The organism is uncultured Clostridium sp. (genome assembly GCF_934754915.1).
Taxonomy (GTDB): domain Bacteria; phylum Bacillota; class Clostridia; order Clostridiales; family Clostridiaceae; genus Clostridium.
Window position 1 is genome coordinate 1 of sequence record NZ_CAKVKB010000075.1, and the last position, 18,032, is coordinate 18,032.

Genomic DNA, 18,032 nt, shown 5'->3' on the forward strand with positions numbered 1-18,032 from the left:
ATAAAACTACATAATGATTAAAGAAATCTTAAAAAGATTTCGCTCTTAATTGTTCATTGTACATTGTTAATTGGAATATATATCATCTAATAATAAAATAACTAATAATTCTTGTGTTTTTTCAGTATCATAGTTTTAAGGTATGTAAAGAAATGAATTTATTTTTTATAAAAAAATTAGTATGAGGTAAATTTTTTGTCTTTTATAACATTGTTCTTATAGGATAATGAACTTGTCTTATGGGGAAATTAAAATTAAGAAGTAAAGGAGGAAGAGAAATATGAAGAAAAAATTTTTTTGTTTTATAAGTTTGCTTATGACTCCAATCCTAGTTCTAATTTTAATGACTACAATAAGTATTATAAATCTTCCAAACAAGATTTATACAAAAAATGATGAAACAGTACCTTCTGTTGCACCTATTGGAAATACAATAAATCAAGTAGACGATTCCAATAGATATGAAATAAAATTTTTGGGAATGATTCCCCTTAAAAGTGTGGAAGTTGAAAAAATAAAAGATCTTGAGGTTTATCCTGGAGGAATGCCAATTGGTGTAAGAGTAAATAGTGAAGGTGTTCTTGTAGTTGGATACAGTGATATAGAAATAAACAGTGAAAAAGAAGAAAGCCCTGGAAAAACAGGAGGACTTGAAATTGGTGATGTTATATTAAAAGTAAATGGAATTGAAATGCATAATTCAAAAGATCTCTCAAAGGCAATAAAACAAAGTGATAAGGAAAGTATAAAAGTTGATATATTGAGACATGGTGAAAATATTACAAAAACCATTCAATTGAAAAAAGAAAATAATAAAGATTATAAAATAGGTTTATGGATAAGGGATTCTACAGCAGGTGTAGGAACCATGACTTTCTATGACAGTGATACAGGAAGATTTGGAGCTTTAGGTCATCCTATAACAGATTCTGATACAAATGAACCATTTTTAATAAAAAGCGGAGATGTCCTTGATTCAAGTATAATAAGTATAAGAAAAGGAGAAAAAGGAGAACCTGGAGAATTAAGAGGAATATTTGTAAATGAAGAATGTCCAAAAGGAACTATAAATAAAAATACTCAAAGTGGTATTTTTGGGAAACTTAATAACTTAAATGCAAATGAAAATTCGAAAAAATTAAAAGTTGGATTTAGAGATGAAATCGAATTAGGAAAAGCTAAGATAATAACAACAATTGATGAAAATGGTCCTCAGGAATATGATATAGAAATAGAAAAATTACTTACTCAGACAGTTCCAAGTTCTAAAAGCATGGTAATAAAAATTACAGATGAACGACTTTTAAATAAAACAGGAGGTATTGTTCAGGGAATGAGTGGAAGTCCTATAATACAAAATGATAAAATTGTAGGTGCAGTGACACATGTTCTTGTTAATAAACCAGATACTGGATATGGAATATATATAGAATGGATGCTTAAGGATGCAGAAATAATCAAATAAAGTAAAATAAGAGTCAGTCAGCTGACTCTTATTTTTAACAAAAAAGTGATTATTTATTTGAAGAAGGGACAAGAAAATTATATAATATAATTATATAATCTATTAAATAAGTACTTTAATTAGTTTCTCAACAAAAATATATAAGGTATTTTATAATAAAGTATTTACTTATATCAAAAAAAAGTGTATAATTTACAAATAGTGGAAGATGAGTGAGTAAAAACTTTTAAATTAAGAAATAAGTCTTAAAAACATACATCAATCAAAATTAAAGTAAAAAATAATTATACATACCCTGCAATAAAAGAGGAATTTAATAAACTTTATGGAATCATTATCTTGTGGAAGTAAATAGAAAGGTGTAATAAGTATATATTGTTAGGGGGCAAACTTAAAAGCTAATTAATGGATAAAGGAGAGAAAAAAATGGAAGATTCAAAAATATCAGTATTAATAGCTGACGATAACAAGGAATTCTGTAGTATATTGAATGATTATCTTTTAAATCAAAAAGATATTGTTGTTACAGGAATTGCAAAAGATGGGCGAGAGGCTTTAGATTTAATTGTTGAAAGAAAACCAGATTTAGTTATTCTTGATATAATAATGCCACATCTTGATGGATTAGGAGTTTTAGAAAAATTAAATACAATGGAATTAGAAAAGACTCCAAGAATAATCATTTTATCTGCAGTTGGTCAGGATAAGATTACACAGCAGGCAATAACATTAGGTGCTGACTATTATACAGTTAAGCCATTTGATATGGAAGTATTTACAAAGAGAATAAGAGAAATGTTTAATAGTGCTCCAACAGCAATAAAGGAAAATGCTGCACAGATTAATAATAACAGAGTTTCTTATCCAACAGCATCTTCTTATATACTTACATCAGAACCTAAATCAAAGGCACCAGTTGATTTAGAAACAGAAATAACAAATATAATCCACGAAATTGGTGTACCAGCTCACATTAAAGGATATATGTATTTAAGAGAAGCTATCACAATGGTAGTAAATGATATGGAACTATTAAGTGCTGTAACAAAGGAATTATATCCATCAATAGCTAAGAAGTATAATACAACAGCTTCAAGAGTAGAAAGAGCAATAAGACATGCTATCGAAGTAGCTTGGGGCAGAGGTCAAATAGAAGCTATTAATAAACTATTTGGTTATACTGTTCATAATGATAAGGGCAAGCCTACTAATAGTGAATTTATAGCAATCATTGCTGATAAATTAAGATTAAAAAATAAAGTGTCTTAATTCAAAAGAAAGTCAGTAAAATGACAGTTGAACAAGTAATTTGAAAAAGTCAAATCTATGTTGAATATACCAACCTATAGATTTTGATACCAATTAATTAAATATAAATTTAGCGTAGAAACACTTTCGATAATTTGGATAGATTCCTAACTGTTGGAGGTGTTTTTATTTTTTAAAATCTCAAAAACACTAATAGAAAGTAAGCGATGTATATAATGATTAGAAAATATGTCATAAGATTCTGGTTTGAACATGGTGGAATCTGTTTATGGGCAGTTAATGGAAATGCAAAAGATAAATATGATTATGCAATAGAAAGTAGTAAGCTTCCTATATCATTAGAATTAGTAAAAAAGCTTAATGAATTAGAAGATGAATATTATTCATATTTAGATTGGGATTATCCACTAAACCCATCACCATGGACAAAAGAACATAAACAAGATTTTATTAATAGGGCTACAGATATATATAATGACTTGTGTGAAGAATTAGGCAATGAATATAAGATTATTAATGATGTACATGACTGTTGTAAGTAATTGTTGTAATATAGTAAAATTGTAATAGAGGAACCTAATCGAATATAATTTTGTTAGAAAGAGGAAAATTAAATATGCTACAGCAGTATTTTGAAGAAGAAGTTAAACATAAGATAGTTAAGTAAACATAGTCAGTAAGAATAAATTGAGAATGGGGATGAAGGAATGAATAAAAAAATATATTTTGCAGGATCTATTCGTGGAGGAAGGGAAGATGCTGGTCTTTACGGGGAAATCATCAGATATATGCAGAAAACTGATATTGTACTTACAGAACATATTGGAACTAACATTACTTTAACTGAACAGGGAATAAAAGATAAAGATATATATGAACAGGATATAACATGGATGAAAGAAAGTGATTTGGTGATTGCAGAGTGTACATGTCCTTCTCTTGGAGTTGGATATGAGCTTGCATATGCAGAAAGTATAAAAAAGCCATGTTATATTTTTTATCGCAGTTCACAATGCCATTTATCTGCAATGCTTACTGGAAATGATTATTATCACATTTATTCATATGAATCAAAAGAAGAAATCTTTGCGGTTCTAGATAAAATATTATGTTGATTCTTATTTTAAAATAAATCTAACATCTTAGTAACTTTTTAGTTTAAGTATAGAAGAGATTTTACAAAGGAAAAAATATGAAATTTATTTAAATTCTTTGCAACCTTTTGACAAGTTAAAAAGTGTTAATTATGAAATGATTAAAAAATGAGGAAGATGACATATAAATGAAAAAGAGAATAATTGCTTTAACAATAGCTATATTAACTATAGGAAGTTTATGTGGGTGCAATAAAGAAACAAATAATGAAAGAATCAGTGAAACCAATAATCAAGTGCAAGAAGAAATCAAGCCAGAAGAAACAAATGAGATCAATGAAGTAAAAGAAGAAGATACTTCATTTACAACTAAAAAAGTTGGTAAAGAAGATTATGGTTTTGTGGAAGTACCATCAGAATGGGTGGATTTTAAAGATCTTTCTCTACCAGATGATACAACTGTAATTGAATATTCAGATCCTAGTGGTTCATCAATTATAACAATGAATATAGCTTATAATTATGAACAGAGTGCAGATGATGCAATGCAGGGACTTGCCCAGAAAATAAAGGATGAAGGCGTAGATGTACAAGGAGCAAAAGTTAAGTTAGGTGGTTATGATGCTTATCAGGTATATGGAACATATGAGAATGAAGGAATTGTATTGGTAATGTGGACTTTTAAAGATGAAAATAATACACTTCACTGTGTTTCAGCAGAAGGAAAAGAAAATGACATTTTTGATGTTGTAGGATATTTAGAAAAAACATATTCAGTAAAGTAGATATTTTTCAAATTTAATTAATAAAAAGCATCTCTATTAATTTAGGGGTGCTTTTTGAATTATTAAAACTTATATATTTATGGATTTTACTGAGTTTTCTTGGATTTTATAATGACAAAGATTAATTGTAGATTTAATTAAGACAGCAGATTAAGATAGAGGCGGATTAAGGTTATGAAAAAAATGCTGTATTATGTTTTTTAGTGTTTTATGGAACAGAAAAATATGTTAAAATAATTATTGCTGATTTAAGTATTAATATACAAAAATTGATATTTTAATAAAATTATTTAAAAATTTAAGGAATAGAAGTATGAAAAGAAAACAAAATAGTTTAACAGAAGGGGCAATTTGGAAAAGCCTTTTATTTTTTGCGGTTCCAATTATGCTCACTAATCTGCTTCAACAATTATATAATGCAGTAGACAGTTCAATAGTAGGGACATTTGCAGGAAGCATGCCTCTTGCAGCAGTTGGATCATCTGGAACATTAATAAATCTTTTGGTTGGTTTCTTTCTTGGAATTTCCACAGGAACAGGAGTTATATTTGCAAGATATTATGGGGCAGGTGATGAAAAAAGCCTTGAAAAGACTATGAATACATCAATAATATTGAGTATAGTGTGTGGAACGATAATAACTATAGTAGGAATGATTTGGACAAGGCCACTTTTAATATTTATGCATTGTCCTGAAGAAGTAATAGATTTAAGTGCAACATATTTAAGAGTTTATTTTTTGGGAATTATAGGCATGATGGTATATAATGTTGGTGCAGGAATAATAAGAGCAAGAGGGGATTCTAAGCATCCTCTATATTATCTTGTATTTAGTGGAATACTTAACTTGATTTTAGATATACTATTTGTAGCGGTTTTGAAAATGGGTGTAGCAGGAGCGGCTCTGGCTACAATGATATCCCAATATTTTTCAGCAGCACTTGTTATCTATAATCTAATAAAAATTCCAGAGGGCTATAGATTGAAAATTGGAAAAATAAAATTTAATAAAGTCACAGCCATGGAAATAATAAAATTAAGTATTCCATGTGGACTTCAATCAGCCATGTTTAATATATCAAATATGTTGGTTCAGATAAAAATAAATGATTTTGGTTCATTAGCGATGGCTGGGTGTGCTTCATATGAAAAAATAGATGCTTTTTTATATGTTCCAATGATGGCATATGGTTTAGCAATTTCAACATTTGTAGGACAGAATATGGGAGCCGGCAGATATGACAGAATAAAGAAAGGCGTCAACATATGCTTAATAAGTGCAGTCATAATAACAATTTTTATGAGCAGTGGTGTTATTTTATGTGGCAATTATTTAATAGGGGCATTTACATCTAGTGAAGAAGTTAAAAGCATGGGACTAATTATGATGTATATAATATCTCCATTTGCTTTTACACATTGTTTTACTGAAGTACTTGCAGGAGCAGTAAGAGGAGCAGGAAAGGCATTTCAGGCTATGATAATAACTGCTGGTGGAATATGTGTATTTCGAATAATATGGTTAATACTCTTATTAAAAATCAAATTTGACATAAGGCTTGTATATTGGTGTTATCCTGCATCTTGGATATTTTGTTCAGCATGTTTTATAATTTATTATATAAAATCTGATTGGTTAAAAGTAAGAAAATTGAATGTTGACCATAGATAGTAGAATGGTTGATAATTTAAAAATTTTAAACATCATTTGTTTATCAATTTAAATATTGATGCAGGTGATGTTTTTTTATTGCCAAATGTGAATCTAATGATGATGCATTGTTTCAAGGGGAAAATGAAGTATATATTGTGCATTTAATATGGAATAAAGGTGATAGTACTTTTCCACATTATATTGAGTTTCTAAATTTAGAAGAAGCAATTAGTTTTATAGAAAAAGAATATATAGATGAATATAAAAACTAGGAAGTCAGTTATTCATAAAACAATTGAAAATACATTATAATGTTGGAAAAAGAAATAATATGTAATATTATAATATTAAAAGGAAAATTTAAGGAGGTAGTATATATATGTATGATTTTGAAACATTAGTATCGAGAAGAAATCTTGGTTCAGTAAAATGGGAGGACGCTAATAAAAATAACAAAGGGAATGAAGAAATAATCCCATTTTCAGTTGCAGATATGGAATTCAAAAATGCTCCTGAAATAATTGAAGGATTAAAAGAATATGCAGAAAAAGCTATATATGGTTACACAAGTGCTACGGAAGAATATTATAATGCAGTATGCAGCTGGATGAAAAAAAGACATGATTATGATATTGATAAGGAATGGATTGTTGAAACAGCTGGAGTTGTTCCTGCACTACATACAATAGTTAAGGCATTAACAGATAAAAATGATGGAATAATGATTATGACACCAGTTTACTATCCATTTTATGGAGCAATAGAAAATCATAACAGGAAAATTGTAAAAAATAAATTAATTTATAAAGATGGAAAATATACAATAGACTTTGATGATTTTGAGAAGAAGGCTGCCATGGATCATGTTAAAATGCTGATTTTATGTAATCCACACAATCCAGTTGGAAGAGTATGGACAAAGGATGAGCTTAAACGAATAGGCGATATTTGTTTAAAAAATAATATGATAGTGGTATCTGATGAAATACATTTTGATTTGATTATGCCAGGAAATAATCATACAGTATTTAGCACAGTAAGTAAAGAATTTGAGCAGAATTCAATTATATGCACTGCTCCAAGCAAAACTTTTAATCTTGCAGGATTACAGGATTCAAATATAATAATTGCAAATGAAAAGTTAAGAAAGAAAGTTACTGATGAACTTGAAAAATCAGGATTCTTTACATTGAAATACTTTTGCATTTAAAGCGTGTGAACTTGCATATACAAAGTGTGAAAAGTGGCTTGATGAGCTTATTGTAGTTTTAGATGAAAATAGAAGATGTGTACAGAAATTTTTTGAGGAAAACCTTCCACAGGTCACTGTAATACCACTTGAAGGGACTTATCTTCAATGGCTTGATTTTAGGAAAATAGAAAAAAATCATATTTCTCTTCAGAAATTTATGGAGAATGAAGCTGAATTTTATTTAGATGAAGGCTATTTATTTGGAGAAGAAGGAAAAGGATTTGAAAGAATTAATTTAGCATGTCCAAAGCATGTTTTGGAAAAAGCTTTGCAGAAATTATTAGATGCATTAAATAAAAAGTCAATTATATAAAAATTACTGTTATAATATATTTAGATGTTTATGGAAAAGTTGGAATAATATGAGCAGTAAGCATTAATTGATAAAAATGGGGTGAAATTTATGAAGAGTATATTTAGAGATATATTTGTAGGTGTTATAATTGCAGCTATATCTATTCCAATAGGAATGGGTTATGCACAGGTTTCAGGACTTCCGGCTGTGTATGGTTTATATGGTTCAGTGCTTCCTATATTAGTATTTTGTCTTATATCTTCATCTCCTGAATTTATATTTGGTGTGGATGCTGCACCAGCAGCGTTAATTGGAGGGGTGCTGTTATCACTAAATATAGAATTTGGAAGTGATGAAGCTGTAAATATAATTCCAGTACTCACATTTTATGTGGCTGTATGGTTATTGATTTTTTATATATTTAAAGCTGAAAGACTTGTAAACTATATATCAACGCCAGTAATGGGGGGATTTATTACAGGGATAGGAACAACTATTATCTTAATGCAGATACCAAAGCTTATGGGGTCTGATGCAGGACGTGGGGAATTTCTTGAATTGTCAGAGCATCTGATTGAAAGCTTAGGGCATATTAATTTGCTTTCGTTAATTATGGGAATATTTTCACTTGCAATAATTTTAATATCAAAAAAAATTTCACCTAAATTTCCTATGACTCTTGTTGTAATGATTTTAGGCGCAATGTCAACAGTCATATTTCATGTAGATAATTATGGTGTTATACTGCTTTCAAAAGTTAATAATGGTCTTCCAAAGTTTGCTGCTCCAGATATAGGAAATGTGCATTTTAAGGATGGTTTCATGATGAGTCTTCCAATTGCAGTTGTAATACTGTCAGAATCATTGCTGGCAGAAATAAATTTTGCAATGAAGAATAATTATAAAATTAAAGAAAAACGTGAAATTCTCGCTTTTTCATTAAGCAATCTTGCAGCAGCTTTAACAGGATGCTGTCCAGTGAATGGAAGTGTATCAAGAACTTCAATATGTAATCAATATGGAACAAAAACCAAACTAGTTTCAATTACTGCATCTATTGTTATGGCTGGAGTTCTTATGTTTGGAACTGGATTTATAGGATATCTTCCAGTACCTGTTCTTACAGCAATTGTAATATCTGCCCTCATAAATGTCCTTGAGATTCATGAAGCTAAAAGGCTATATAAAATTGATAAAAAAGAATTCTTTATATTTATGGGAGCTTTTGCTGCTGTTCTTGCGTTGGGAACTATATATGGAGTTATAATTGGACTTGTTTTATCATTTACTGCAATGGTATTAAAATCAGCTGTTCCCTCAAGAAATTTCATGGGAGTAATTCCAGGAAAAGAAGGGTTCTATAATCTATCCAGAATTAAAGCGGCAAGGCCTATATCTAATGTTGTCATTTATCGTTTTAATGGAAGCTTGTTTTTTGCTAATATAAATACGTTTCAAAATGATATTGAAAGTAAAATAAATGAAGATACTAAAGCTGTAATAATAGATGCCAGTGGAATTGGAAGCATAGATTGTACTGCAGCAGACAGATTAGCAATAATTAATAGAAATTTTGAATCTAAGGGAATTAAATTTTATATTACAGAACATGTTGGAGAACTAAATGATGAAATAAGAAAATTAGATTTAGGATATCTTATTGAAAAGGGAGTTATACGCAGAACCATAAGTACGGCTCTAAAAGAAGCAGGAATATTTCCTCCATATGAAATTGAAAATAAAAGTGAAGAAGACAAGAAAGATATAAAAAGTCTCATGATAAATGAAGAATTTGAGTGGGCATTTGGCAGTGATGCTGATAAATATATAGAAAAACATGTAGAAAACATAATAAGAAGCATAAGAAAAGTTACAGATGATTTGAATCCCAAAACAGATATGGAAGTTAAATCTGGACAATGGGGACATTTGGATATTTATGATCAGGATATACTTCTTGAACATTTTGAAATGCATATCAATGAACTTGCAGAAAAACTTGGACAGCCTGTTGAAAAGGTTGAAGCCAATATAATAGAACATAGACTTAAACTGGCAGAAAAGATGAAAGAAAAAAATAATATGGTTTATGAACAGTATACTGAAAAACGCAAGGAATATGAAGAAATGTTGAAAAAGAACAACACTAAATTATATGAGTTTGTAAGAAATAATAGAAAAAGACAGTATGAATTAGCAAAAACACTTGCGCCAGAAATGGCAAAAGATATAAAGAAATTGATTTATTGATTATATGAATATTAAAGAAATACTGAAAAGATTTTGTTTTTAGTTGCCCATTGTATATTGTCAACTGGAATATGTATAGTTGTAATTTTGTTAATAAAAAAGCCATCCGAAAAATTTTGGATGGCTTTTTGTAAATTCTTGATTATGTTGTAAAAATATTTTTTAAGCAACAGTACTATACACTAATTGCTGCAAACATGCTTACAAGCCATATAATTGTTACAATCATATCTGTTTTTCTAGTATTGTTTTTAGCTGCTTCTGCTTTATTTTTCTTTATATAAATACTTAATCCGCATGAAGCACCTACTGCAAGTATTACTAAAAATAGAAAAAGACTTGATGGTAGTATTTTAAGAAAAATCAAGAAGTCCATAAAAGATATGATAAGTATTGAAATATGATATATTTTAAGTACTGTCAAATAATCCTTCATAAAAAATTCCTTCTCATTCTTCTAATATGTATTATAAATAACAATGTGTAATTTACATTAATATTATATCATTTGGCAGGTATTTTGAGTAGAGTAAAGTTTAAAGTGTTAAAGGCATAAAAATATTTAAGTAATGTTAAATACATGTTTAAACTATTTAGAATAAATTATGGATATTAAACATAGTATTAATTAGAGTAACAGAAGGAGGAATAAGAGATGAATATTTTAATAAAGAAAATGAATATTAGCCTTGACAGCAGAAAAAGTTACTTTTTTATTATACTCATAATGTTTTGTCTTGGATTGTCATTTGGACTTTATACAGTAAAATATATGGGACCAGCGGATAAAAACGATTTAATAAGCTATTTCACAAGTTTTACAAAAACTTTAGAGAATAATCCAGTAAGTTATGGAAAGCTTTTATTTGAGGTTATAAAGAAAAACATAATAGTCATTTTACCTATATTTTTATTTGGTTTGACTTTTCTTGGAGGGCCCATAATATTAATTATTGACTTATTAAAAGGCTTTACTCTAGGATACACTTTCTCATTTATAGCAACTGCTTTTGATGGAAAGGGACTTGGGCTTGCAATTGCAAGCATTATTCCTCAAAATCTTATTTATATTCCATGCATTATTGGAATGAGTATTATTGCATTGACAATGTCTGCTGAAAGTTTTAAAAGGAAATTTTTCAAAAAAAGCAAAGGGAATGGGAAACTTCCTGACGGAGTATTAAAAAAGTTTCTTTTACTTCTGATAATTTATATATCAGGAATATTAGTAGAAACTTATGTATCACCAAGTCTGATAAAATTTGTGGCAGTAAGATTTTATTTATGAATAATATATGAAATACTAATGAAAAGATTAAGCAGGAAGAATATCAATTTATCGAATACTAATCATAATCAATGCTATAGGAGAGAACAATGATAAATAGTATAAACAATTATAGAAATTATTTATTAGAGAGTGGTAAAAGTGAAAATACTATCTATGCATATGTAACAGATGTCACTCTCTATTTAAAATTTTTAAATAGGAAAAAGGTTGACTTATATAAAAGTGATAATCTTACTGTAGCTTCTTACATTCAAAATCTGCTAAATCAAGGCAAATCAGAAAGGTCAATAAACAGGATCGTAATTAGTCTTCGTAATTTTTATTCATATTTAAAAAGTCAGTCTCTTATAAAAGAAATTCCAAGAATAGAATATAAGAGTTCCAAAAATAACAGAAAACTGCCACAAATACTAACAATTGAAGAAGTGGACAAGATTATAAGAATAGTAGAAAAAGACTGCCCTAAAGGAATAAGGGACAATGCACTTCTTGAGCTCATGTATGCTACTGGAATGAAAGTGTCTGAACTTATAAATTTAAATGTTGAAGATGTAAATTTGGAATTAAATTTTGTCAGATGTACAGATAATAAACATTATGAAAGAGTAATTCCAATAGGAAGGAGTGCATGTAAAGCTTTATCTGAATATCTTAGCATAAGATATAAAATTGCTCAATGTGGTGTTACTAATCTATTTGTAAATTTGAACGGAAATAAACTTACAAGACAGGGAATATGGAGAATAGTAAAAGAATATTCAAGAAAAGCCGGAATAGATAAGGATGTTAATCTTAATACATTCAGGCATTCATTTGCAGTACATCTTCTTCAGAATGGAGCAAATGTGAGGGCTGTTCAGAAACTTCTTGGAAATCAGGTTTTAACATATATGGATACCTATTATGAAATAATTAATAATGATAAAATTAATTACATCTATATGCATACACATCCTAGAGCTTGAATTTTACAGAGATTAGAAAAAACATATAAGATTAATATTTTAAATTTTCCACCCATTTGCCACCACTTTTTAAGTTGGTGGCAAATTTTAGATAATTAATAATGCGGACATAGATTTTGTAATAACTAAAAAACTTTATCTTTTATTTACAATTATTTAAATGTGGATATTTTATAATTGTAAATCTATATAGTCAAAATCAACATATAGTATACACATTTATCTTTGACTTACTATATATTGATTGTTTTTTGAGGCTTATACTAATATGAAAAATCCTCAAATATATATAAATTGGAAACATATGAATTAGAAATATATAAAGGTTGAAATATTAAATTAACTTTAAATTAGGAAAAAATTACATTAAGATATAGAAAAAATTATAAAAATGAGTATTATATAAATAAAGGTAATAAAATTGTTTAATTAAATGTATTAAATTTTTACTAAGGAATATTTGTGGCTTACAAAAGAAAGATTATGTCAAGGGGGAATAAAATTGTGAATAAAAAAACAATAGATATATTGATAGTATCTATCCTTATATTTATAAGTACTCTTGTTCCAAGCATTTTAGGCTTATCTGTAGGAAAAGCTGTATTAGTCGCTATTATAGCATGTATAGCGATAGGCATCTATATGACATTACCAAGTCAAGCTAAGGAAGATAATACAAGTGTTCAGAGTACTGATTTAAATAATAAGAAAGAGATACAAGAAAAAGTCAAAAATGTAGAGTTTTCTTTTAATGAAAATGAAAACAATAACATAAATGTTGATAAAATTAAGGCATTGACCAATTCACAGAAAGAATCGTTAGAAAAGATCCAAGATAATATATCAAGTGTAAATGAAAATGTAGCAAAATCAAATCAAACTGTAAGCAAATTGGATGAAACATGCACTAAAGCAAATGATGACTGTGTAAAGATGGCAGAAGTATTAAGTAAGACTATGTACCTTATAAGTGTTGGCAGCGAAAATATGACTAATATGGATTCTTCAATAAAGAAAATAGGAGAAGCTAATTCTCAATTGGATGAATCAATTAAAGCTGCAAATAATTCAACTAAAGAAGCTATTGATATAATTCATCTTATAGGAAACATAGCAAACCAGACAAATCTTCTTGCTCTTAATGCAGCCTTGGAGGCTGCTAGAGCAGGAGTCGCAGGAAAAGGAGTTTCTGTTGTTGCAACTGAGATAAGAAAGCTTGCAGATGACGTTAAAAATGCTGTAAATAGTGTTGATTCAATAATTAATGAAATAACTGAAGCAATACATAGTACAACGGAAAATGCTCAAGAAAGTGGAGAACTGATAAAAGAAAGTATATCAAATGTAAATACAGCAGAAGAGACATTCCAGCTTATTGTAAATGAAGTAGGAGAAATTGATGCAAATGCAAACATAATATCTGATTTAAATACAAGCTGTCAGGAAGTTTCAAGCAAATTTGCTGATATTACTAATGAACAGATGGAATTGTTAAAAACTGCTTTAGAAAAAATAGATGAAACTATAAAAGTGAATAAAGATATTGAAGAAACAATATAAGTTTAACTTTTATTTATAAAAATAGTTATCAATATCTATTCATTTAAAGTATAATATAATTAGAAGTTTTATGTGTATTAGGGAGGAAAGTGCTTATGAAATTGGGAATTAGAGAAAAATTAATAAAGGAAAGCAATAAAAATAAAGTAGTCGGAGTTTCTATTGCAGCATTGGCAGCATTAGGAGGAACATTTTTATTAAAAAATAAATTGAACAAAATAAAAAAGTTAAATGAGATTGAAAATTCTATATTTATCACTGGACGAGTAAGAGAATTTGGAACATTATATTTAAATGGAGAAAAACAGGATTTTTCAGATTTGTCTAAAAATCCAGATGGAATAATAACTTATGATGATGGACCTATTGAAATAAGGGATTCTGAAAAAGGCGACAGCAAGATAACATGGATTGAAATAAATGATGAAGGAAAGAAGCTTCTTATATGTAATAAAAATATTATCAAAGAGATTCCATGGAGTGAACTGGATTCTCAAAATCTTACTTATGGAAAAGTAGTTAAGCTTGGAGGAAAGAAGTATATTTTAAGACTTCTTACTGGTGAAGTAAATGCAAGTGGACAAGACTTTAGTGAATGGGATAAATATATTTTAAATATATCAGGAATTGAAGGTTTACCACGTTCTACAGATGAAGACAAGAATGATAAAATATCAGAAGAAGGTGCAGAGAGAGAAAAAGGTGAAAGCAATTTATTGTGGAATTGGTGCAAGTGTTGTAGTTTTACTCAAAATGAATATGGAAAAAATGATAAGTTCTGCATAATAAGAGGTTTATATTCAACAACTTATAATAATTATTGTGATAAAGATGTTGCTTATGAAACTGTAGGATACAGACCAGTATTAGAACTAATTGAATAAATAATGATATAAATAAAAAGACAGAAATTTTAATTAATTCAATGAAATATTAGAAATAATGATTTTACTGAATTATTAAAGTTTTCTGTCTTTAATACTGTCTCAAGGTTAATCATAAGATTATGTTATAATTGAAAACTTATATATATCGAAAGATTGAAATTATCTTAAAATCAACTTGATATATGAGAAATTTAAAGTTTAAAATGTATAAACATAAAAGAATGACTATCTTAAAAGTATTTTAAGATTCTGAATAATTAGGTTTACATACAATACCATTCTTTTCATCAATTTTGCTTACAATGTAAATTGCAACAAGTGAAACTGCAAATCCAGGTATCATTTCATAAAGCTGAAATATTGAAGCAGTGAAATGAAGTTTTAAAAGAGGCCATAAAGCTGAAGTCAATCCGCCAGCTATCATTCCAGCAATAGCACCATTTCTAGTCATTTTTTCCCAAAATAGAGAAAGGACTATAACTGGACCAAATGCACATCCAAAACCAGCCCATGCATATGAAACAAGCTTTAATACAGAACTATCAGGATTAAGTGCAATAAAGAATGCAATTGCTGAAACAACAAGTACAGTAATACGGCTTATTCTTACAAGCTCTTTATCAGAAGCATTTGGTTTTAAGATAGATCTGTAAAAGTCTTCTGATACTGTAGAAGAAGTAACAAGAAGCTGAGAATCTGCAGTACTCATTATTGCAGCTAAAATTGCAGATAAAAGTATTCCAGTAAGTAGAAGAGGAACACATTTATGTACAAGTAAAATGAAAATTGTTTCAGCATCTGATCCAGTCAGTTCAGGAAAGTAGAAGTGTCCTACAAGTCCTATGCCTGTTGAAGCAGCAAGTGTAAGAAGAACCCAGACAGTAGCTATCTTTCTTGAAATTGTGATTTCTTCAGGATTTTCTATTGCCATAAATTTTGTAAGTATATGAGGTTGTCCGAAATAGCCTAATCCCCATGCAAGAGATGATACTATTCCTATAAATGCCATTCCAACAGTTCCTGATACAGAACCTGTAAGATGTTCTATATTAAAAGGATTCAGAAGAGAAGAATCAATTGTAGCAGCAACATTTTCTATTCCTCCACCTTCAATAATTACAATCACAGGCAGCATTATAAGTGTAAAAAACATCATAAGTCCTTGGATTATATCTGTATAACATACAGCCATAAATCCTCCTAAATAAGTATAGCTTACAACAACAATGGCACAAATTATTACTGAAACAATATATGGTGTTCCAAAAACTGTTGTAAATAATTTTCCGCCTGATACAAAACCTGATGCAGTATATGGAAGAAAGAATAAGATTATAAAAATTGATGATGCTACTTTTAATATTCGTGATTTATCTCCAAATCTATTTTCAAGATATGAAGGAATTGTTATTGAATTAGAATATTTTTGAGTATCAACTCTTAATTTTTTTGCGATTATTCTCCAGTTTAAATAAGTACCGATAGCAAGACCACCAGCCATCCAGACTGATCCTGACAATCCACTTAAAAATGCTGCTCCAGGAAGTCCAAGAAGGAGCCATCCACTCATGTCAGAAGCTTGAGCACTTATAGAAGTTCCCCAGTACCCTAGTTTTCTTCCACCTAATGTGTAATCAGATAAATTTTTAGTCTTTTTATAGAAATACCATCCTATGAGTAACATAACAAATAGATACAGAGCAAATGTTATGCCTATAATCAATTTTTCGTTCATTTTAAATTTCCCCCTTTGTTTAACTAATCAATTTTATCAAAAAATAAGGGTGATAGCAAATAGTATGGATATAAAACCAATAATTAAAATGAAATTTTTAGATTTTATTGTACTAAACTGTAACAAATTGATAAATATAAACATATTATATATGCAATAGTTAAATGGAGATGAAAAGATTTATGATTACTATTGAAAAATTAAAAGAAAATGATGTTTATTTAATGAACAAATGGAAATGTGAATGTGAGAGTGAATATTGCATAAGTAATTCTTTAAAAAGTAAAATGAATTGGAAAGAAGAAATTCAAGGATTGAGCAAGTGTTTTTATTGGATTATAAGAAGCGGAGCTTTAAAGATAGGTATGATTGATATAAATCATGTTGATAAAAAAGGATGTGTTTTAGAGTATTATATTGGGGATAGACATTTTAGAGGAAGAAATATAACCAAAATGGTTTTATGGAATGTGTATAATTATATTTTTTATGAATTGAAAATGGAATATGCAGTAACTATTGTTTTTGAGAATGACATAGACAATCTTGAAAGACTTATTGAAATTGGAGCGGAGATAAAATCAAGATTTAAAAAAGATGAATATAAGAACGAAAAAATTGATGATGTTTTTTATGTATTGATGAAAAAGGAAAAATGGAATAATATAAAAGATGGATTCAATTTTGAAGAAATTTATATAGAAAAATAAATACACACAAGAAAAGAGGAACTATGATTAAGAGAAAAAAATTTGTAATTATATCTATAGTATTTGGGCTTATAACGATTTTGGGAATAACAGCGTATGTGAGTGATAAAAAAGAAAGAAACATAAAAAAGACATTAGATATGAAGTTGGTTTCAGAAAATATAAATGATATACCACCAGAAATCTTAGATGATGTAGCGCCAAATATCAAGCAGAATTTCAAAGCAAAAGCTAAGGATTTTGAATTTCATGATAAAGATGAAAATGAATATAGTTTTTCATCTTATGAAGGACAAAATGTTGTGTTGAATTTCTGGAGCAGTACATGTGAGAAATGTACAACACAACTGTCTTTTTTTGAAGAAGTATCAAAAAAATATGAAGGTAAAGTCAGCTTTTTGATGATAAATGTTGGAGATAATAATGAATTTGAATTAAAGTATTTAAAGGATAATAATATTTCTTTAGAAACATTTTTTGATAATCATTATGATGCAAGGGTGAATTATAAAGTTGATTCACTGCCAAGAACAATATTTATAGACAAAAGTGGTACAATTCAAGATGATGTGAAATTTGAAATAAGCAAAGAGGTTCTTGAAGAAAAAATAGAAAATTTTTATATGAAAGGAGATGATAAGGATGGAAACTACAGCATTGAGCAATAGAACAAAAGGAATAATATTTATAATACTATCAGCATTTGGATTTGCTATGATGTCAGCTTTTATTAAACTGGCAGGAGATCTTCCATCTTTTCAAAAGACATTCTTTAGGAATATTGTTGCAGTTATAGTTGCATTCATATTGATAATAAAAC

General features: G+C 28.5%; 17 protein-coding genes and 1 pseudogene. 16 read left to right on the forward strand and 2 right to left on the reverse strand.

All coding sequences use genetic code 11. The features are described from left to right. Positions 1-280: 280 nt before the first annotated feature. From spoIVB to Q0F58_RS11820, 9 genes are all read left to right on the forward strand, one after another. Positions 281-1,465 carry a SpoIVB peptidase gene (gene spoIVB, locus Q0F58_RS11780; protein WP_294376712.1) on the forward strand — a complete coding sequence of 395 codons (1,185 nt, stop codon included), beginning with the start codon at positions 281-283 and terminating at the stop codon, positions 1,463-1,465. 426 nt (positions 1,466-1,891) lie between these two features. Further along, positions 1,892-2,734, forward strand: a complete 843-nt coding sequence (spo0A, locus tag Q0F58_RS11785; protein ID WP_294376714.1) for a sporulation transcription factor Spo0A — start codon at positions 1,892-1,894, stop codon at positions 2,732-2,734. A 215-nt stretch (positions 2,735-2,949) separates the two neighbouring features. After that, positions 2,950-3,276: a hypothetical protein gene (locus tag Q0F58_RS11790; protein ID WP_294376716.1), complete on the forward strand. Its 327-nt coding sequence runs from the start codon at positions 2,950-2,952 to the stop codon at positions 3,274-3,276. A 165-nt stretch (positions 3,277-3,441) separates the two neighbouring features. Further along, positions 3,442-3,849, forward strand: coding sequence for a nucleoside 2-deoxyribosyltransferase (locus Q0F58_RS11795; RefSeq protein WP_294376718.1), 408 nt, complete (start codon positions 3,442-3,444; stop codon positions 3,847-3,849). A gap of 167 nt (positions 3,850-4,016) precedes the next feature. Continuing rightward, positions 4,017-4,613 carry a hypothetical protein gene (locus tag Q0F58_RS11800; RefSeq protein ID WP_294376721.1) on the forward strand — a complete coding sequence of 199 codons (597 nt, stop codon included), beginning with the start codon at positions 4,017-4,019 and terminating at the stop codon, positions 4,611-4,613. Positions 4,614-4,893: 280 nt separating this feature from the next. Then, positions 4,894-6,285: an MATE family efflux transporter gene (locus Q0F58_RS11805; protein WP_294376751.1), complete on the forward strand. Its 1,392-nt coding sequence runs from the start codon at positions 4,894-4,896 to the stop codon at positions 6,283-6,285. Between the two features lie 361 nt (positions 6,286-6,646). Continuing rightward, on the forward strand, positions 6,647-7,477 hold the full coding sequence (locus Q0F58_RS11810; RefSeq protein ID WP_294376724.1) for a MalY/PatB family protein: 831 nt from the start codon (positions 6,647-6,649) through the stop codon (positions 7,475-7,477). Positions 7,478-7,676: 199 nt separating this feature from the next. Further along, on the forward strand, positions 7,677-7,832 hold the full coding sequence (locus Q0F58_RS11815) for a hypothetical protein (protein WP_294376725.1): 156 nt from the start codon (positions 7,677-7,679) through the stop codon (positions 7,830-7,832). Between the two features lie 90 nt (positions 7,833-7,922). Then, positions 7,923-10,064, forward strand: coding sequence for a SulP family inorganic anion transporter (locus Q0F58_RS11820; protein ID WP_294376727.1), 2,142 nt, complete (start codon positions 7,923-7,925; stop codon positions 10,062-10,064). Positions 10,065-10,239: 175 nt separating this feature from the next. Here the strand turns inward: Q0F58_RS11820 and Q0F58_RS11825 are convergent, their stop codons facing one another. Beyond that, positions 10,240-10,500, reverse strand: coding sequence for a hypothetical protein (locus tag Q0F58_RS11825; RefSeq protein ID WP_294376731.1), 261 nt, complete (start codon positions 10,498-10,500; stop codon positions 10,240-10,242). A gap of 219 nt (positions 10,501-10,719) precedes the next feature. Between Q0F58_RS11825 and spoIIM the strand changes: the two genes are divergently transcribed. The 4 genes from spoIIM to Q0F58_RS11845 all read left to right on the forward strand — a co-directional run bounded on the left by spoIIM (position 10,720) and on the right by Q0F58_RS11845 (position 14,764). Then, a complete protein-coding gene (gene spoIIM / locus Q0F58_RS11830; RefSeq protein WP_294376734.1) occupies positions 10,720-11,352 on the forward strand; it encodes a stage II sporulation protein M in 633 nt (210 codons plus the stop codon). A gap of 89 nt (positions 11,353-11,441) precedes the next feature. After that, positions 11,442-12,320, forward strand: a complete 879-nt coding sequence (locus Q0F58_RS11835; RefSeq protein ID WP_294376736.1) for a tyrosine-type recombinase/integrase — start codon at positions 11,442-11,444, stop codon at positions 12,318-12,320. Positions 12,321-12,824: 504 nt separating this feature from the next. Continuing rightward, entirely contained in the window at positions 12,825-13,880 is a 1,056-nt protein-coding gene (locus Q0F58_RS11840) for a methyl-accepting chemotaxis protein (RefSeq protein ID WP_294376738.1), read from the forward strand. Positions 13,881-13,975: 95 nt separating this feature from the next. Beyond that, positions 13,976-14,764, forward strand: a complete 789-nt coding sequence (locus tag Q0F58_RS11845) for a hypothetical protein (RefSeq protein ID WP_294376740.1) — start codon at positions 13,976-13,978, stop codon at positions 14,762-14,764. Between the two features lie 244 nt (positions 14,765-15,008). Here the strand turns inward: Q0F58_RS11845 and putP are convergent, their stop codons facing one another. Continuing rightward, entirely contained in the window at positions 15,009-16,502 is a 1,494-nt protein-coding gene (gene putP / locus Q0F58_RS11850) for a sodium/proline symporter PutP (protein WP_294376743.1), read from the reverse strand. A gap of 182 nt (positions 16,503-16,684) precedes the next feature. Between putP and Q0F58_RS11855 the strand changes: the two genes are divergently transcribed. The 3 genes and pseudogenes from Q0F58_RS11855 to Q0F58_RS11865 form a co-directional block, all read left to right on the forward strand. Continuing rightward, positions 16,685-17,212: a GNAT family N-acetyltransferase gene (locus tag Q0F58_RS11855; protein ID WP_294376746.1), complete on the forward strand. Its 528-nt coding sequence runs from the start codon at positions 16,685-16,687 to the stop codon at positions 17,210-17,212. Positions 17,213-17,235: 23 nt separating this feature from the next. Beyond that, a complete protein-coding gene (locus tag Q0F58_RS11860) occupies positions 17,236-17,880 on the forward strand; it encodes a TlpA disulfide reductase family protein (RefSeq protein ID WP_294376749.1) in 645 nt (214 codons plus the stop codon). Next, positions 17,855-18,032: pseudogene (locus Q0F58_RS11865) on the forward strand (EamA family transporter); the annotation flags it as partial. The gene Q0F58_RS11860 and the pseudogene Q0F58_RS11865, both read left to right, overlap by 26 nt.